We start from the raw sequence: 17,784 nt of genomic DNA, 5'->3' as shown, positions 1-17,784 counted from the left end.
TGACAGCGATACAAACGCTTGCACTAAAGTACAAGCTGTGGTCGGAGGAGGCCAGGCGTGGCGGTGACGATTCGCGACGTGGCACGCGCTTCCGGCGTCCACGTCTCCACGGTGTCACGCTCCTTCTCCGCGCCCCACCTGGTCAACCCGGAGACCCGCACCCGCGTGCTGGCCGTCGCCGAGGACCTGGGCTACCGGCCCAACCGCGCCGCCCGCGCGCTGACCACCGGCCGCACCCACAACCTCGGCCTCATCGTGGCCGACATCGCCAACCCCTTCTTCCCGCCGCTCATCAAGGCCGCCCAGGCCCAGGCACGGCTGCGCGACTACCACGTGTTCGTGGCCGACACCGACGAGGACCCCAAGGCGGAGGAGGATCTGATCCAGACCCTCACCAAGCAGGTGGACGGCGTCCTGCTGTGCAGCCCGCGCCTGACCAACAGGACGATAGAGCGCCTGCGCGAGGAGATCCCCTTCGTCCTGGTCAACCGGCGCGTCCGGGGCATGCCCACGGTGCTCATGGACGTGGGGCGCGGGGCCCGGCTCGCCGTCGAGCACCTGACGGAGCTGGGGCACCGCCGGCTGGCCGTCGTCACCGGCCCCAGCGGCTCCTGGACCAGCAAGGAGATGCAGGAGGCGGCCGCCGCGATGAGCGAGGTGGACGTCGTCTTCCTCGGCCCCAACCCGCCGACCGAGCTGGGCGGCCTGGCCGCCGCCGCCGACGTGCTGGCCTCGGGCGCCACCGGTGTCCTCGCCTACAACGACCTGGTCGCCATCGGCCTGATCGAGGGGCTGTCCGAGCGCGGGGCCGAGGTGCCGCGCGACATCAGCGTGATCGGCGTGGACGACATCGTGGCCGGCCGGCTCGGCCGTCCCAAGCTCACCACCATCGCCATGCCCACCGCCGCCGCCGGGCGCATCGCCGTCGACATGCTGCTGCAGTCGGTCGACTCCGAGGGGGCCACGGGTGTCACGATGCTGGAGACCACCCTGATCGTCCGAGAGTCCACGGGAGAGGCACACACATGATGTTCGGAACACTGCCGTCGGGCGAGCGCGTCGAGCGCTTCGAGCTGACGTCGGGGCGGCTGCGCGCGGCCGTGCTCAGCTACGGCGCCGTGCTCCAGTCCTTGGAGGTGTCCGGCGTCAACGTGGTGCTCGGGCTCGACACGCTCGAGGATTACCTGACCCGCAGCCGCTACTTCGGCGCGGTCGTCGGCAGGTACGGCAACCGCATCGCCGGCGCCGCGTTCACCCTCGACGGGGTCACCCACACCCTGCCCCGCAACAACGGGCCCAGCAGCCTGCACGGCGGCGTCGAGGGCTTCGACCGCAAGGTGTGGACCGTCGCCGAGGCCACCGGCTCCTCCGTGACGCTCACCTTGACCAGCCCCGACGGCGACCAGGGCTACCCGGGCACGCTGACCGCCTCCGTCACCTACACCGCCGACGGCGACGCGCTGCGCATCGACTACACCGCCGAGACCGACGCGCCCACGGTGCTCAACCTCACCAACCACTCCTACTTCAACCTGGCTGGCGCCGGCCGGGGCGACGTCCTCGGCCACGAGATCGAGATCGGCGCCGAGCACTACCTGCCGGTCGACGACGACAAGATCCCCACCGGTGACCTCGCGCCCGTCAAGGGCACGCCGTTCGACTTCACCACGCCGCACGCCATCGGCGCCCGCCTCGACGGCGCCTACGACCACTGCTTCGTGCTGGACGGGTCCGGCGGCATGCGCGTCGTCGAGCCGGCCGGCGGCCTGACCATGGAGGTCACCACCACGGAGCCGGGCGTCCAGTTCTACGCCGGCGGCATGCTCGACGGCGTCGCCACCCCGTACGGGCCGCACGCGGGCTTCTGCCTGGAGACCCAGCACTTCCCCGACTCGCCCAACCAGCCGCAGTTCCCCTCCACGGTGCTGCGGCCGGGGGAGCGCTTCACCTCCAGCACGACCTACCGCTTCCCGGCCTGACGCCCGGCTTACACCCGTTCGCGAACGGCATCGGCGAGCCTGAGTGCGTTCGCCACCGTCTCGGAAGTACCTTTGGCATCATGGCCACCCGTACGCCGAAAAGCGCATCGAAGGGGCCGGCGAAGCGGTCGACCGCGCCGCGCCCGGCCCCCGCGAAGCGGGGATCCACGCCGTCGGGGCGCCCGAGGGCCAGGGGATCGTCGTCGGCCCGCAAGGCGTCCCTGACCCATCAGGACCCCATCACCTGGGTCTTCACGATGATCGGCAAGCTCGTCGTCGGGCTGTGGATGCTCGTGGCCAACGGCATCGGCGGCGCGGCGCGGGCGCTCGGCAAGAACGCCCGCGAGCTGGACCCGGCGCACCGGCGCGACGGCGTGGGCCTCGCGGTCCTGGCCGGCGCCATCGTGCTGGCCGCGATGACCTGGCGCGCCTCCGAGGGCACGGTCGCCACCGTGGTCAACGTGGTCGTGCGCGCGATGTTCGGCTCGCTGGCGTGGGCGCTGCCGCTGCTGCTCGGCCTGCTGGCCTGGCGGTACCTGCGCCACCCCGACCAGAACGCCGACACCGGCCGCATGGTGATCGGCTGGAGCGCGCTGCTGATCGGCGTGCTCGGCGTCATCCACGTGGCCAACGACGTGCCCTACCCCAACCCCGCGGGCACCGCCAACGACGGCATGGACCGGGTCGCCCAGGCGGGCGGCCTCATCGGGTTCATCGTCTCGGCCCCGCCCATGAGCATCCTGCCCTCCTGGATCACGATCCCGCTGCTGCTCATGCTGTCCGGCTTCGGGGTGCTCGTGATCACGGCGACGCCGGTCCACCGCATCCCCGAGCGGCTGTCGGAGCTGCGGCACCTGCTGTTCGAGCAGCGGGGCACCGCTCCGGCCGGCGCTCCCAGGCCCGAGGTCCGGCGCGTGCGGCGGGTCCGCAAGTCCGCCGAGCCCGGCGCCGAGCGCGAGGGCGAGCCGCCGTACGACACGCCGGTCCTGTCCGACCAGGACAAGCGGGCCGACCACGCGCCCGAGATCGTGCCGGGCCTGGTGGACGAGGAGCCGCCCGCGCCCGAGCCGGCGAGGCGGGCGGAGCCGCCGGAGCCGACGCCCGCGCCGCGCAAGGTCGAGCAGCTCGTGCTCTCGCCGCAGGCCGGCCCGTACAGCCTGCCGGACCTGCAGTTCCTCAAGCCTGGCAGCCTGCCCAAGCCGCAGACCAAGGCCAACACCACCGTGGTCAACGCGCTGACCAGCGTGCTGGAGCAGTTCGCCATCGACGCGCAGGTGATCGGCTTCACCCGCGGCCCGACCGTCACCCGCTACGAGATCGAGCTCGGGCCCGCCGTGAAGGTGGAGAAGGTCACCGCGCTCACCAAGAACATCGCGTACGCGGTGAAGTCCGCCGACGTCCGCATCCTGTCGCCCATCCCCGGCAAGTCGGCCATCGGGGTGGAGATCCCGAACGCCGACAAGGACCTCGTGGCGCTCGGCGACGTGCTGCGCTCGCAGGTGGCCCAGGCCGACCACCACCCGATGATCGTGGGGCTGGGCAAGGACGTCGAGGGCCGCACGATCGTGGCCAACCTCGCCAAAATGCCCCACCTGCTCATCGCGGGCGCCACCGGCGCGGGCAAGTCCGTCTGCGTCAACGGCCTCATCACCTCGATCCTCATGCGCGCGACCCCCGACGAGGTGCGCATGGTGCTCGTCGACCCCAAGCGGGTGGAGCTCTCGGTGTACGAGGGCATCCCGCACCTGATCACGCCCATCATCACCAACCCCAAGAAGGCCGCCGAGGCCCTCGAATGGGTGGTGGGGGAGATGGACCGCCGCTACGACGACCTGGCGGCCTCCGGGTTCCGGCACGTGGACGAGTTCAACAAGGCGGTGCGGGCCGGCAAGCTCCAGCCGCCGCCGGGCAGCGAGCGGGTCTACCAGCCGTACCCGTACCTGCTGGTGATCGTGGACGAGCTGGCCGACCTCATGATGGTCGCCCCGCGCGACGTCGAGGACTCGATCGTGCGCATCACCCAGCTCGCCCGCGCCGCCGGCATCCACCTGGTCATCGCCACCCAGCGGCCCTCCGTGGACGTCGTCACCGGCCTCATCAAGGCCAACGTGCCCTCCCGGCTGGCCTTCGCCGTCTCCTCGCTCACCGACTCGCGGGTCATCCTCGACCAGCCCGGCGCCGACAAGCTGGTCGGGCAGGGCGACGCGCTGTTCCTGCCGATGGGCGCCAGCAAGCCCATCCGCATCCAGAACGCGTTCGTCTCCGAGAAGGAGATCGCCGAGATCGTCGCGCACTGCAAGACGCAGATGCAGGCCGAGTACCGCGACGACGTGGCAGCCGCGCCCGTCAAGCGGGAGATCGACGAGGACATCGGCGACGACCTGGAGCTGCTGATCCAGGCGGCCGAGCTGATCGTGACGACCCAGTTCGGCTCCACCTCGATGCTCCAGCGCAAGCTGCGCGTCGGGTTCGCCAAGGCCGGGCGGCTGATGGACCTGCTGGAGAGCCGCTCCGTGGTGGGCCCCAGCGAGGGCTCCAAGGCCCGCGAGGTGCTCGTCAAGCCCGACGATCTGGCGGCTCTGCTGGCCGACCTGCGCGGCGGGTGACCCCGGTGTGTCCCTCCCTGACGGTTACTGATTGAATAGGGTCGGTTACGGTTCGTCAGGGGCTGGGAGGCGTGCGCCGTGGAGGACCAGAGCACACAGGAGCAGGACGTGCCCGCGCAGGGCGCGGACAGGCGGAGCGTCGGAGCCATGCTGTCCACCGCGAGACGGTCGGCGGGCATGACGGTCGAGCAGCTCAGCGCGGTCACCCGCGTTCGCGAGGCGATCATCAACGCCTTCGAGCGCGACGAGTTCGCGCAGTGCGGCGGCGACTTCTACGAGCGGGGGCACATCAAGGCGCTCTCCAGAGCGCTCGGCCTCGATCCCGAGGCCATGGTCCAACGCTACGACGAGTTCAACGGCGGGCGTCCGCCCGCGCTGCAGATGGCCGGCGTCTTCCGCACCGACCGCGTGCTGCGGGCGGCCGAGCGGCGCGGGCCCACCTGGTCGATGGGGCTGGGCGTCGTGCTGAGCCTCGTCGTGATCTTCGGCGTGGTCCGCGTCATGGGCGGGGGGACGCACCCGGCCGCGGTGGAGGAGATCCCCGCCGGCCAGGGGGCGCCGGCCGCCGAGCTGCACCAGCGGGCCAAGCAGGCCCCGCCCAGGGCGAGCGCGACCGCCGTCGCCAACGAGGTGGTCGTCCAGGTCAAGGCCAAGCGCTCGTCCTACGTCAGCGTCCTCGACGCCCAGGGCCGCAGGATGTTCGCCGGGACGATGCAGCCCGGCATGACATCCACCTGGCGGGCCCCGAACCGGGTCGACCTCGAGGTCAGTGACGCCGGCGCGGTGTCGGTGCAGGTCAACGGCAAGAAGGTCGGCAAGCTCGGGTCGCGCGGCGAGCCGGTGCGCCGCTCGTTCGGGCCGCCGGCGCCACCGGCGAGGTAGCCCGTGCATCGGGTGGTGGCCAACTCCCGATACCGTAGTGTTCACCATGTCATCCCGCCGAACCGCATCGCTGATCACCCTGGGCTGCGCGCGCAACGAGGTCGACTCCGAGGAGCTCGCCGCGCGACTTGAGGCTGCCGGCTGGCAGCTGGGCGACGACGACCCAGACGTCGTCGTCGTCAACACGTGTGGCTTCATCGACTCGGCGAAGAAGGACTCCATCGACACGCTGCTGGCCGCGGCGGACTCCGGCACCAAGGTGGTCGCCGCGGGCTGCATGGCCGAGCGCTACGGCAACGAGCTGGCCGAGGCACTGCCCGAGGCCAGCGCGGTCATCTCCTTCGACGACTACGCCGACATCGGCGGCCGCCTCGACGACGTGCTCGCCGGGCGGCCGCTCAAGCCGCACACCCCGCGTGACCGGCGCACCCTGCTGCCCATCTCGCCCGTCGACCGGGCCGCCGCCCCCAAGGCCGCCATCCCGGGCCACGGCGACCTGCCCGACGGGCTGGCGCCCGCCAGCGGCCCCCGCGTGCTGCGCAAGCGGCTCGACGAGAGCCCGGTGGCCTCGCTCAAGCTCGCCTCCGGCTGCGACCGGCGCTGCACCTTCTGCGCCATCCCGGCCTTCCGCGGCGCCTACGTCTCGCGTGACCCCGAGGAGCTGCTGGCCGAGGCCGACTGGCTCGCCCACCGCGGCGTGCGCGAGCTGGTCCTCGTCAGCGAGAACTCCACCTCCTACGGCAAGGACCTCGGCGACCTGAGGGCGCTGGAGAAGCTGCTGCCACGCCTGGCCGCCGTCGAGGGCATCGACCGGGTGCGCGTCAGCTACCTCCAGCCGGCCGAGCTGCGACCGGGGCTGCTGGAGGTCATCGCGGGCACCGAGGGCATCGCCCCGTACTTCGACCTGTCCTTCCAGCACGCCAGCGGCACGGTGCTGCGCCGGATGCGCCGCTTCGGCGACCCGGAGCGCTTCCTGGGGCTGCTGGAGAGCATCCGCGAGCACGCCCCCGAGGCGGGTGTGCGCTCCAACTTCATCGTGGGCTTCCCCGGCGAGACCGAGGAGGAGTTCGGCGAGCTGGTCGGCTTCCTGGAGCAGGCGCGGCTCGACGTGATCGGCGTGTTCGGCTACTCCGACGAGGACGGCACCGAGGCGGCCGGCTTCGACGGCAAGCTCGACCAGGAGACCGTGGACGAGCGCGTGCGCGTGCTGACCGAGCTGGCCGAGGAGCTGACCGCGCAGCGGGCGGAGGAGCGCATCGGCACCGAGGTCGACGTGCTCATCGACGACGACCTGGGTGACGGCGGCTACGAGGGCCGGGCCGCCCACCAGGGTCCCGAGGTGGACGGGTCCGTGACCGTGCAGGGCATCGGCCTGGTGCGCGGCCAGATCGTGCGCGCGGTGGTGGTCGACGCCGAGGGGGTCGACCTGATCGCGCGCATCAAGGCCGGTCCATGACCAGGGACGAGCGCCGCGTGGTCAGCCCGTGGAACATCGCCAACGTCCTCACGGTCCTGCGGTTGGCGCTCGTCCCCTTCTTCGTCTTCTGTCTCTTCATGCCGGGCATGGGCTGGCGCCTGGGCGCGCTGGCCGTCTTCGCCGTGGCGTCCATCACCGACCATCTCGACGGCGAGCTGGCCCGCCGCTACGGGCTGATCACCGACTTCGGCAAGATCGCCGACCCGATCGCCGACAAGGCGCTGACCGGGGCGGCGCTGGTGTCCCTGTCGCTCCTCGGTGAGCTGCCGTGGTGGGTCACGCTGGTGATCCTCGGGCGCGAGCTCGGCATCACGGTGCTGCGCCTCATGCTGATCCGCCGCGCGGTCATCCCGGCCAGCTACGGCGGCAAGGTCAAGACCGTGCTGCAGATCGCCGCGATCGTCCTGTACATCCTGCCCGGCGTCTACGACCCGCTCCGCTGGACGGTCATGGGCGTCGCCCTGCTGGTCACGGTCGGCACGGGCATCGACTACGTGTTCCGAGCCGTCAAGCTCCGCAAGGTGGCGCGGCAGGTCCGGGGGGAGTGACCATGGCGCCGGCCGCCGAGGCCATCACGCTGCTGGTGGAGCGGGGGGCCACGCTCGCCGTGGCCGAGTCGCTGACCGGGGGGCTCATCGGGGCGACCCTCACAGCCGTCCCGGGGGCGTCCAAGGCGTTCAGGGGCGGGGTCGTCTCCTACGCGACGGATCTGAAGCAGGCGCTGCTGGGGGTCCCCGGCGACCTGCTGCGGCGGGAGGGGGCCGTCCACCCGGACGTCGCGGCGGCGATGGCGGCGGGCGTGGCCAGGCTGTGCGAGGCGACGTACGGGCTGGCCGTGACCGGGGTGGCGGGGCCCGAGCCCCAGGACGGCAGGCCCGTCGGCACCGTGCACGTGGCCGTCAGCGGGCCCGGCGGAGAAATATGGCTGCGAGAGTTGAGACTCCAGGGGTCGCGCGAACGTATCAGGGTAAAGACGGTGGACGAGGCGGTTGATCTACTAACAGGTGTGCTTAAGCCGAACAAGGGGGAACATTCCGGGTGATTACCGTGTTACGTCCCGAGCGAACATGACTGGCACGGTCTGACGCGGTGTCGGTCGATACAGGTACGGTGGAGCTGTGAGTGAGGTCCGAGAGCCAACGTCAAGCAGCGAGCGCCCGGCAGGCAGGCCGGGTGCGTCGCATGACGGGCCGGGAGCGACGATCCGGGGACGGCAGGGCCCCATGACGACGGCGAGGAGCATGTACCAAGCGAAGAAGAAGGATGGGCGGCACGATCCGATCGCGCGGGGCGTGGTGAAGACCTCCACGCCGGGGAGGGAGCGACAGATGATTTTGCTGCGTCAGCTGCTCGGCGATGTGCTGAGGCGGTTGCGCGTGCGGCAGGGACGCACTCTCCGTGAGGTGTCCACGTTGGCGCGGGTCTCGCTGGGCTACTTGTCCGAAGTGGAGCGTGGCCAGAAAGAGGCGTCGTCCGAGTTGCTGGCCTCGATCTGCGGCGCCCTCGGCGTTCCGCTGTCGCAGGTTCTGCGTGAGGTGTCCGACCAGTTCGCCCTGGCTGAGCTGCAGGCTGCCCCCGTGCTCGCCGACGTTCCCGACCACGAGCGCATCCCCCTTGCCGAATCGGTGCCCGGATCGATCTCCGACTCCGTGTTCCCCGAGGTCAAGGACATGGTGGCTGCCTAGCTCGGCTGGCAGGCGCCGCACCACAGGATCAGCCGTTCCTGTGGTTGTGCCCCCATCTCCCCACGGCTGATGCGCGTGCCGCATCGGCGACACGGCCGCCCTGCCCTGCCGTAGACCCAGGTCTGCGCGCTGGGACGGCGATCGCCTGTCGTCACGGTGCCCGCGTGAGCCTTGTTCGCGTTCAGCAGCCGCTGGGCCAGCGTGACCACCCCCTCCAGGTCCGCCACGTCCCCGACCTTCCGCCACGGCCAGACTCCTCTGAGGAACAGTGTCTCGGCGCGGTAGATCGTCCCGATTCCCGCAAGGTTGCGCTGGTCGAGCAGCGCCTCCCCGATCGTCCTGTCCGGCTCCATCAGCAGCCGCCGCACCGCCTCGGCGGGGTCCCAGTCGTCGCCGAGCAGGTCGGGCCCCAGATGCCCCACCACCCGTGACTCCTCGGCGGTCCGCAGCAGGTCCACCATCCCCAGCCGGTGCCCGACCGCCTCCCACTCCGCGTTGGCCAGCACGAGCCGGACATCGTCGCCGCCCACCCCGCGTGCTCCGGCGTTCGCGGCTGCGCCGTTCCGCGTCCGCCGTCCGGCCGGAACGATGCGCCAGCTCCCGTCCATGCGCAGGTGGGTGTGCACGGTCAGGCCGCCCTCGACGCGGGTGAGCAGGTGCTTGCCCCGCGACACCGTCGTCAGCACGGCCCGCCCGCGCAGATCGGCGGTGGCGTGGCGGGGCACCCGGAAGTCGGACCTGGTCAGCACCCGCCCGTCGAGCGCGCCCCGCAGCCGGCCGGCGGCACGGTGGACGGCGTCTCCTTCGGGCATGCCCCCAGTCTAGGAACCCGGTGCGAGGCGCCCTCTGACCGGTCTTGGAACGATCAGTCCCAGGCGGCGGGGTCGGCGGCGAGCTGGCGCACCCGCTCCGGCAGCTCACCGCTCGCGACCTGCTCCAGCGTGACCTCTTCGAGGATGGAGCGCTCGGTGGCCCGCAACGCGATCCACACCTGCTGCAGCGACTCCGCCGGGCCGCGGTAGCCGACGTGCTCCGGGCGCTCACCGCGGACGTTGGCCAGCGGCCCGTCCACCGCCCTGATCACGTCGGCGAGCGAGATCTCGCCGGCGGGACGTGCGAGCACGTAGCCGCCCTCAGGGCCCCGCTGGCCGCGGACCAGGCCGGCGCGGCGCATCTGGAGCAGGATGTTCTCCAGGTACTTGGGCGGCATGTCCTGCTCCTTGGCGAGCTCGCCCACGGTGGTCGGGCCGGCACCGGCTGCGGCGAGTTCGGCGGCGGCACGAAGGGCGTAGTCGACACGAGCGGAAAGGCGCATGTTGTCGATTATCCCTCCTGGTCAACAGTGGTTAGGCGCAAGGCCGCCGAAAGCGTGAGGTGATCGGACGTGTCGCACCCGCCCTGCCTGGGCGGACATCCCGCAGACGCCTTTTCGGTCCTTTTCGGGCCTGTCGGCGAGTCCGCCGGGCCGAGAGGAAGGGATGGGAGCGTGCCCAAAGGACCGGTTTTGCGAGGAATCCTCGCGTTCACCTGCGGTGATTGGCGACAGGAGGAGCGCTAAACTTCCAACAACCTTTTCGATTAGACGGTGGGATACAGCGTGGAGCGACGCCCTGGTGTGCCCAGACTGCTCAGGGAGATCAACGACCGGGCCGCGCTCGAGTTGCTGCTCTCCACCGGTCCGATGACCCGGGGGCAGATCGGCGAGCTGACCGGCCTGTCCAAGGTCACCGCCTCCCAGACGCTCGCCCGGCTGGAGGAGCGCGGCCTCGTCGAGGTCGTCGGCGTCCAGGCAGGCGGTCGCGGGCCCAACGCGGCGCTCTACTCCGTCATCCCCTCCAGCGCGTACGTGGCCGGGCTGGAGGTCGGGCCGGAGCTGGTCTCGGCGGCCGTCGCCGACATCCACGGGCGCACGGTGGCGGAGGTGACGTTCGCCCCCAACGGCCACGACGACCTCGTCCCCGTCGTCCACGGCGCCATCATGAAGGCCTGCCGCAGCGCCAAGGTCAGCGCCGGCCGGCTGCGCGGCGTCGTGATCGGCACGCCCGGCGTGGTCGATCCGCGCACCGGCGACGTCCGCTACGCCTTCGACCTGCCGGGCTGGCACGACGGCAGCCACGAGGCGCTGGCCGGCGACCTCAAGCGGGAGGTCACCATCGAGAACGACGTCAACCTCGCCGCCGTCGCCGAGCGCGCCGACGGCGCCGCGGCGGGCGTCGACGACTTCGTGCTGCTGTGGGCCAGCCGCGGGCTCGGCCTCGCGGTGATGCTGGGCGGCAAGCTCCACCGGGGCCGGTCGGGCAGCGCGGGCGAGATCGGCTACCTGGCGGTGCCGGGCGCGGCGCTGCCCGAGGAGATCCGCACCTCACCGGGGCGGCTGCCCTCGCTGGCGGGCGGCCTGCAGTCGCTGGTCAGCGCCGAGGCGGTGGCCGAGCTCGCCGCCGGCTACGGGTTCGCGGCGGCGAGCGCGAGGGAGTGCGTGGAGGTGGCGGTCGCGGCGGGCACCAGGGGCGAGCCGCTGCTGGACGAGCTGGCCCACCGGCTGGCGCTGGGCGTGGCCGCGGTGTGCGTGATCCTCGACCCCGGGCTGGTCGTGCTGGGCGGCGAGGTGGGCCACGCGGGCGGCCGCGCGCTCACCTCCCGGGTGGAGGAGGCGGTGGCCCGCGTCTGCCCGGTGCGGCCCCAGGTGGTGACCAGCACCGTGGAGGGCAACCCGGTGCTGCGTGGGGCCGTCCTGGCCGCCCTCCATCAGGCCCACGAGGAGATCTTCGCCTCCTGACCCGTCCACGGGTCCCCGGAGGGTGTCAGGAGCGCGCGGTCAGGCTGTCAGCAGCTCCATCGCGGCCTGGGCGTTGGCGCGGGCGGCCCCGTACGTCGCGATGTAGGCGGCGCTGCCCGGCCGCCACACCGGCAGTCCCATCTCCACCACGATCGCGTCCGGCCGGGCGGCCACCAGCGCCGAGACCAGGGCCCGGCTGTCGGCGTAGCGGTGGGCGTCCTTGACGACCACGACCAGCGACCGGCCGGCGGCGCGTTCCAGGAGGGCGTCCGCGTCCGCGTCGGCCGGCCGTACCCGGAGCACCTCCGCCTGCGGCAGCCACGGCGAGACACCCCACGGCACGTCGCCGACCGCGATGGTCGGCGGGGTGTCCACCTCCACCACCAGCGGGTCCGTCAGCGGAGCGGCCGAGCCGTCGAGGCGGACGGCCCGCCTGGCGGCGTGCAGGCCGATCGGCGGCACGCCGCCGCGCGCCTCGTCCGGCACGTCGGCGGAGCGGACCTCGTGGGCCACGCCGGCGCGGGTGCCGAACCAGGTGCGCAGCGCCGTCGTGCGGGCCGCGGCCTCCTCCAGGCGCGCCACCGGCAGCCGGCCGTCCCGGGCCGCCGCCACGATCCTGTCGATGATCCACGCGACCTCGTCCGGGCCCGGCCTGGGCCCGAGGCAGAGCAGGTCGGCGCCGGCCGCCAGAGATTGGACGGCCCCCTCGGCCAGCCCCACGCCGTCGGTGATGGCCTGCATGTCGAGCGCGTCGGAGATGACCACCCCGTGGTAACCCAGCTCCTCGCGCAGCAGCCCGGTGAGCGCGGCGGAGGACAGGGTGGCCGGCCGGTCACCGGTCAGCGCCGGCACCGCGACGTGCGCCGTCATGATCGATTTGGTGCCCGCGCCGATGGCCGCGCGGAACGGCGCCAGCTCCCTGGCGCGCAGCACGTCCAGCGGCACGTCCACGACCGGCACGTCCAGGTGCGAGTCCACGGTGGTGGCGCCGTGACCGGGGAAGTGCTTGACGCAGGCGGCGACCCCCACGGCCTGCAGCCCCTCGACGGCCGCCACGGTGTGCCGGGCGACCAGCTCGGGGTCGTCGCCGAAGGCCCGGGTGCCGATGACGGGGTTGTCCTCGGCGGTGTTGACGTCGGCGTCGGGCGCCATGTCGAGGTTCACTCCGCAGGCGACCAGCTCCGCGCCGATGGCCCGGTAGACGCGGCGGGTGAGGTCGGGGTCGTCGACCGCGCCGAGCGCGGCGTTGCCCGGGTACGGGCTGCCGACGTGGTAGGCGAGACGGGTGACGTCACCGCCCTCCTCGTCGAGGGAGACGACGGGGTCGCCCGCGGCCCGGAGGGAGGCGGTCAGCTCGGCCAGCCCGGCCGGCTCGGTGAGGTTGAAGCCGAAGAGCGTGACGCCGCCGAGGCCGTCCTCAAGCTCTCTCAGCACCCAGTCGGGCGCGGTCGTGCCCGTGAACGCGGCCAGCAGCGTGCCCGCCGCGAGGCGGCGCAGCCCCCGATCACTGTGACTCATGGCTCCTCATCGTGGGATGGGCGGCCCGCGGCGCGGCCCGGCGCGTGGAGGAGCGCCGGCCGCACCGAGGGCCGCGGCGGGGGAAGGTCAGCCCTTGACGGCCCCGGCCACCAGGCCGGAGACCATGCGGCGCTGCACCAGCAGGAAGAAGGCGATGACCGGCAGCGTCATCAGCGTGGAGGTCGCCATGATGGCGCCCCAGTCCGTGCCGCGCTGCCCGAAGAAGAACTGCAGGGCCACCGGCATGGTGTAGCCGGAGCTCTCCTTCATCAGCACCAACGCGAAGATCAGGTCGTTCCACGCGGTGATGAACGAGAAGATGCTCGTCGCCACCAGGCCCGGCGCCACCAGCGGGAACAGCACCTTCCTGAACGTGGTGAACCGGCTCGCGCCGTCGATCCACGCGGCCTCCTCCAGCGACTTGGGCACCGCCGCGACGAACGTGCGCAGCATCCAGATGCCGAAGGGGAGGGTGAGGCCCACCTGGATCACGATGAGCCCGAGCAGGTTGTCGTACAGGCCCATCCGCTTGACGTTCAGGAACAGCGGGATGAGCAGCGCCTCGCACGGGATCATCTGCACGATGAGCAGCGTGATCAGGAACCCGGTGCGGCCCCTGAACCGGAAGCGCGCCACCGCCGTCGCCGCCAGCAGCGCGAACGCCGAGCCGACGAGCACGGTGCCGAGCGCGACGATCGCGCTGTTGCGCATGTAGATCCAGATGGGGTTGCCCGCCACGCCCTCGGTGAGCACCCGCTCGACGTGGTCGAGGGTGAAGTGCGTGGGGAACGGGATGAAGTCCGTGGTGAAGATCTGGTCGTTCGCCTTGAACGAGGTGGAGATCATCCAGTAGACGGGGAAGACGGCGAAGAGGAAGACCAGCACCCCGGCCGTGTTCAGGGCGGCCCTGGTGAGCCGCTTGCGGGCGAGCGGGTTCATGCCAGGTCCTCCTGCTTGACCATCTGCCGGGTGTAGAAGGCGGTGACGACCAGCAGCATGATCGTCAGCACCACCGCGATCGCCGCTCCCGTGCCCATCTTCGGCGGCGCCTTGAACGCCTCGGCGTAGGAGTAGAGGGACAGGTTGAACGCCTCGCGGTTGGTGGGCCCGTTGAGCAGCACGTAGAGCTGGCTGAGCACCTTGAAGTCCCAGATGATCGACAGAATCGTCAGCACGGCGAAGACCGGCTTGAGCAGCGGGAAGGTGATCTTCCTGAACGTGCGCCACGGGGTGGAGCCGTCGACCCGGGCCGCCTCGTACAGCTCGGACGGGATGCCCTTGAGCCCGGCCAGCACCGAGACCGCCACGAACGGGAACGACGCCCACACCACGGTCAGCACCAGCACCACGTACACCGACCAGGCGTCGTTGAGCCACGGCTCACCTGTCCAGTCGGCCCGGCCGAACACCAGCGTGGACAGCCGGTCGGGCAGCAGGTTCAGCGCCCAGTTGATGATGCCCGCCTCGGCGTCGAACAGCCATCGCCAGATCGTGCCCTGCGCCACCGGCGGCACCGCCCACGCGGACATGATGCCGATGATGACGAAGGTGGACATCCGCTTGCTCAGCCGGTGCAGCAGCACCCCGACCGCCGTGCCCAGCACCAGCGTGAGCGCCACGGTGACGAGGGCGAAGACGACCGTGTTGCGGAGCGAGGACCAGAAGACGTCGTTGTCGAGGATCTGGGTGTAGTTCTTCAGCCCCACCCACTTCGGCTCCGCGACGCCGCGGATCACCCGGAGGCTGATGTCCTGGAACGACATGATGACCATCTGGACCATCGGGTAGAGCAGCAGGCCCGCGATGACCACCGTGCCGGGGACGAGCAGGACGTACGGCACCGCCCACGCCGGCAGACCGCCGGCGCGGGAGGGCTTGCGTGAGCCGCGGCCCCGCCGGGGGGCGGAGGTGTCCCCGCCCCTGGCGAGCGTTGAGGTGTTCGTCATGGTCACGACTGGTTCAGGATGTCTTCGAGCTCCTTGTTGGCCTTGGCCAGCGCGTCGTCGGCCGTGGCCTTGCCCTCGATGACCGAGCGGGCCGCGTTCTGCAGGACGGCCTTGGTCTCGTTCGCCTCGGTCCACTGCGGGTCCGCGGGGAACGCCTTGGCCTTGGCGAAGGCGGCGGCGAACGGCGCCTGCGCCGGGTCCTTGGCCAGCTCGGCCAGCGTGTCCGGGTAGACGGGCAGCAGGCCGCCGTCCTTGGCGTACCGGTCGGCCCACTTCTTGCCGGAGGCCAGCTTCACGAACTCGGTCGCGAGCTCCTTGTTCTTGGCGTCGTTCCAGACGGCGATGTCGTTGCCGCCGAAGAACGCAGGGGTCTCACCGCCGGTCTTGGAGGGCAGGGGGAAGAACGCCATCTGGTCATCCTCGATCTTGCCCTTGCTCTCCTCCTTGATGGTGGCGATGTCCCACGAGGCCGTGAGGTACATGCCGACCTTGCCGTTGGAGAAGCGGGTGCGGATGTCGGTGGTGTTCTGCGTCAGGCGCGACTTGCTCGACACGCCGGAGGTGACGATCCCCGTGTACGTCTCGAAGCCGGCCTTGAAGGCGGGGTCGGTGAGCTTGCCCACCCACTTGTCGCCCTCCTTGACCGCGTAATCGCCGCCCTGCGACCAGGCGAGCGCGCCGAGCAGGTGGTTGGCGTCGGAGCCGCCGTTGAAGGCGAACCCGTCGACGTCCTTGCCCTTCTTGTCCTGGATCTTCTTGGCGGCGGCCACGAGCTCGTCCCACGTCTTGGGGACCTCGATCTTGAGCTCCTTGAACCAGTCCGTGCGGTACATGACCGCGCGGGTGCCGGCGCCCCACGGCATGGCGTAGACCTCGCCATCGATGGTCTCCAGGCCGAAGAGGTTCTTCGGGATCTGGGCCTGCTCGCCGGCGGTGGCGATCGACGTGACAGGGGCCAGGGCGTCCTGGCTCTGCCACAGCGGCACCTGGTCGTTGCCGATCTCCGTGACGTCAGGACCCTCGCCGCCGGCGGCCGCGGCCGTGAACTTGTCGTTGACCTGCGGCCACGGGATCCACTCGACCTTCGTCTCCGCGCCGGTCCGGGTCTTGAAATCGGCGACGAGGTCGTCCATGTACTTCTGCGACGGCTCGTTGGGGTCGCCGAGGCGCCAAACGGTGAGGCTCTGGCCCGCGAACTTGGGCCCGGCCGCCGAGGCGGACTGCGCCGGCTCGCTCTTGGACGGCTCCGGGGAGCCGCCGCACGCCGCCAGGCCCAGGGCCAGAGCGGCCGTGGTGACCGTAGTGGCCGTGGTCTTCGCGATCCTCACTAGGGTTCTCCCTTCCCGGCGAAAACGCGTCGGGTCTGCGCTCATACGGGTGCCGAGCCCGGGGGTCCGCACCTGGCTGATCGTCAGTGTTGAATGGTGGTAAACTAACAAGAAACTTTCTTAAAAGAAACCGGCGTTAGCGTTTCGTGACGAGAGGGGAGGGAGCTCGTGACCCGCAACCCGGGCGTCCCCCGGCTGCTGCGCCGGCTCAACGACCGCAGCGCGCTCGAACTGCTCATCTCCGCAGGCCCGCTCACCCGGGCCGAGCTGGGCGAGCGCACCGGCCTGTCCAAGGTGACGGCCGGCCAGCTCCTCGCCCGCCTGGAGGAGCGCGGGCTCGTCCACGTCGCGGGGGAGCGGGCCAGCGGCCGCGGCCCCAGCGCCGCCCTGTACGGGGTGGTGCCCTCCAGTGCCCACGTCGCCGGCCTTGAGGTGCTGCCCGACGCCATCACCGTCGGCGTGGCCGACATCACCGGCCGCGTCGTCGTCGAGATCGTCGTGGACCCGGCCGGGGGAGAGGACCCGGTCGCCGCCGTCCACGACGCCGTCCAGCGGGCCTGTGCCTCGGCCCGCATCACCCTCGGCCGGCTCCGCTCGTTCGTCATCGGCACGCGCGGCGTGGTCGACCCCGGCACCGGCGACGTCCGCTTCTCGTACGACCTGCCCGCCTGGCACACCGGCGTCCTCGCGAGTCTCCGCCGCACCCTCGGCGCGTCCGTGACCATCGAGAACGACGTCAACCTCGTCGCCCTGGCCGAGCACCGCCACGGCGCCGCCGCGGGGCACGACGACTTCGCCGTCATCTGGGCGGGCGTCGGCCAGGGACTCGGCGTCATGCTGAACGGACGGCTGCACCGGGGGATCACGGGCGGGGCGGGGGAGATCGGCTGGCTCCCGGTGCCGGGGGAGCCGTTGCCGGACGACGTGTCCCAGCCGCAGAGCGGGTCGTACCAGCGGCTGGTGGGGCAGCGGGCGCTGGTGGAGCTGGCGCGGGAGCACGGGGTTCTCGGGCGGTCGGGGGGTGCGGGGGGCCTCGCCTTGCCCGACGGGACCGACGGGGGCCTCGTCGGCGGCGATGACGCCGGAGTCCTTGACCTCACCGGCCACTTCGGCGGCTCGGGGGCAGTAGGGGTCTCCGCCCGCCACGACCAGGCTGCCGGGGATCTCGCCGGCACCCGTGACGCCGGCGCCCGTGCCCACGCAGACCCTTCCGGCCTTTCCACGGGCCGCTCCGGTGGTCCCGCCGACCACCACGGCCCGGTGTCGGTCGCCGGGTTGATCCGTGCCGCGACCTCGTCCGGCAACGACGGATTCCTGGACGCGGTCGCCGCCCGTCTGGCCGTGGCCGTGGCAGCCGTCAGCGTCGTCCTCGATCCCGGGCTCATCGTGCTCGCCGGCGACATCGGCAAGGCGGGCGGCGCGGAGCTCGCCGCCCGCGTCGAGGAGGCCGTGGCCACGATCAGCCCCAGCCGGCCCAGCGTCGTCGCCACGCGCGTGACAGGGAACCCCGTGCTGCGTGGGGCTCTGGTGGCCGCCCTGGAGCAGGCCCGCGAACAGGTTTTCTCTGACACTGTGTGAGAATTGCTG

General features: G+C 71.7%; 16 protein-coding genes. 10 read left to right on the top strand and 6 right to left on the bottom strand.

Going from position 1 to position 17,784, the window contains the following annotated elements; translation table 11 throughout:
- The first annotated feature begins 57 nt into the window (after window positions 1–57).
- The 8 genes from AB0H64_RS34510 (at window position 58) to AB0H64_RS34475 (ending at window position 8,629) form a co-directional block, all read left to right on the top strand.
- Window positions 58–1,029, top strand: coding sequence for a LacI family DNA-binding transcriptional regulator (locus AB0H64_RS34510; RefSeq protein ID WP_310710484.1), 972 nt, complete (start codon window positions 58–60; stop codon window positions 1,027–1,029).
- The gene (locus AB0H64_RS34505; protein ID WP_357633011.1) at window positions 1,026–1,979 is read left to right on the top strand and encodes an aldose epimerase family protein; all 954 of its coding nucleotides are present in this window, start codon (window positions 1,026–1,028) and stop codon (window positions 1,977–1,979) included. Before AB0H64_RS34510 ends, AB0H64_RS34505 begins: the two co-directional genes overlap by 4 nt.
- A gap of 80 nt (window positions 1,980–2,059) precedes the next feature.
- Window positions 2,060–4,585 carry a DNA translocase FtsK gene (locus AB0H64_RS34500; RefSeq protein ID WP_357633008.1) on the top strand — a complete coding sequence of 842 codons (2,526 nt, stop codon included), beginning with the start codon at window positions 2,060–2,062 and terminating at the stop codon, window positions 4,583–4,585.
- 78 nt (window positions 4,586–4,663) lie between these two features.
- Window positions 4,664–5,467 carry a RodZ domain-containing protein gene (locus AB0H64_RS34495; protein ID WP_357633005.1) on the top strand — a complete coding sequence of 268 codons (804 nt, stop codon included), beginning with the start codon at window positions 4,664–4,666 and terminating at the stop codon, window positions 5,465–5,467.
- A gap of 46 nt (window positions 5,468–5,513) precedes the next feature.
- Entirely contained in the window at window positions 5,514–6,923 is a 1,410-nt protein-coding gene (gene rimO, locus AB0H64_RS34490; protein WP_310710480.1) for a 30S ribosomal protein S12 methylthiotransferase RimO, read from the top strand.
- Entirely contained in the window at window positions 6,920–7,492 is a 573-nt protein-coding gene (gene pgsA, locus AB0H64_RS34485; protein ID WP_357633002.1) for a CDP-diacylglycerol--glycerol-3-phosphate 3-phosphatidyltransferase, read from the top strand. Before rimO ends, pgsA begins: the two co-directional genes overlap by 4 nt.
- A 2-nt stretch (window positions 7,493–7,494) precedes the next feature.
- Window positions 7,495–7,986 carry a nicotinamide-nucleotide amidohydrolase family protein gene (locus AB0H64_RS34480; RefSeq protein WP_357632999.1) on the top strand — a complete coding sequence of 164 codons (492 nt, stop codon included), beginning with the start codon at window positions 7,495–7,497 and terminating at the stop codon, window positions 7,984–7,986.
- A 286-nt stretch (window positions 7,987–8,272) separates the two neighbouring features.
- Window positions 8,273–8,629, top strand: a complete 357-nt coding sequence (locus AB0H64_RS34475; protein ID WP_357633094.1) for a helix-turn-helix transcriptional regulator — start codon at window positions 8,273–8,275, stop codon at window positions 8,627–8,629.
- Here the strand turns inward: AB0H64_RS34475 and AB0H64_RS34470 are convergent.
- Both AB0H64_RS34470 and AB0H64_RS34465 read right to left on the bottom strand, forming a co-directional pair.
- Window positions 8,626–9,441: a DNA-formamidopyrimidine glycosylase family protein gene (locus AB0H64_RS34470; RefSeq protein WP_357632997.1), complete on the bottom strand. Its 816-nt coding sequence runs from the start codon at window positions 9,439–9,441 to the stop codon at window positions 8,626–8,628. The two genes, AB0H64_RS34475 and AB0H64_RS34470, sit on opposite strands and share 4 nt — an antisense overlap.
- Window positions 9,442–9,494: 53 nt before the next feature.
- Window positions 9,495–9,944, bottom strand: coding sequence for an Rrf2 family transcriptional regulator (locus AB0H64_RS34465; RefSeq protein ID WP_357632994.1), 450 nt, complete (start codon window positions 9,942–9,944; stop codon window positions 9,495–9,497).
- Between the two features lie 282 nt (window positions 9,945–10,226).
- Here AB0H64_RS34465 and AB0H64_RS34460 point away from each other — a divergent pair, with 282 nt between their 5' ends.
- Entirely contained in the window at window positions 10,227–11,405 is a 1,179-nt protein-coding gene (locus AB0H64_RS34460) for an ROK family transcriptional regulator (RefSeq protein WP_357632991.1), read from the top strand.
- Between the two features lie 39 nt (window positions 11,406–11,444).
- Here AB0H64_RS34460 and AB0H64_RS34455 read toward each other — a convergent pair whose 3' ends face one another.
- The 4 genes from AB0H64_RS34455 to AB0H64_RS34440 form a co-directional block, all read right to left on the bottom strand.
- Complete coding sequence (locus AB0H64_RS34455) at window positions 11,445–12,923, bottom strand: glycoside hydrolase family 3 N-terminal domain-containing protein (RefSeq protein ID WP_357632989.1); 1,479 nt, start codon at window positions 12,921–12,923, stop codon at window positions 11,445–11,447.
- An 87-nt stretch (window positions 12,924–13,010) separates the two neighbouring features.
- Window positions 13,011–13,862, bottom strand: a complete 852-nt coding sequence (locus AB0H64_RS34450; RefSeq protein WP_357632986.1) for a carbohydrate ABC transporter permease — start codon at window positions 13,860–13,862, stop codon at window positions 13,011–13,013.
- Window positions 13,859–14,869, bottom strand: a complete 1,011-nt coding sequence (locus AB0H64_RS34445; RefSeq protein ID WP_357632984.1) for a sugar ABC transporter permease — start codon at window positions 14,867–14,869, stop codon at window positions 13,859–13,861. The genes AB0H64_RS34450 and AB0H64_RS34445 overlap by 4 nt, the downstream gene beginning before the upstream one ends.
- A 2-nt stretch (window positions 14,870–14,871) precedes the next feature.
- Window positions 14,872–16,197 carry an extracellular solute-binding protein gene (locus AB0H64_RS34440; protein WP_357632982.1) on the bottom strand — a complete coding sequence of 442 codons (1,326 nt, stop codon included), beginning with the start codon at window positions 16,195–16,197 and terminating at the stop codon, window positions 14,872–14,874.
- Window positions 16,198–16,365: 168 nt separating this feature from the next.
- Between AB0H64_RS34440 and AB0H64_RS34435 the strand changes: the two genes are divergently transcribed.
- Entirely contained in the window at window positions 16,366–17,775 is a 1,410-nt protein-coding gene (locus AB0H64_RS34435) for an ROK family transcriptional regulator (RefSeq protein WP_357632980.1), read from the top strand.
- Window positions 17,776–17,784 lie beyond the last annotated feature (9 nt).

Origin of the sequence: Nonomuraea sp. NPDC050733, from assembly GCF_040654215.1 — a bacterium.
Lineage (GTDB): Bacteria > Actinomycetota > Actinomycetes > Streptosporangiales > Streptosporangiaceae > Nonomuraea.
Note: the sequence above shows the minus strand (reverse complement) of the source record. Positions and strands in the feature narration are given on the sequence as shown.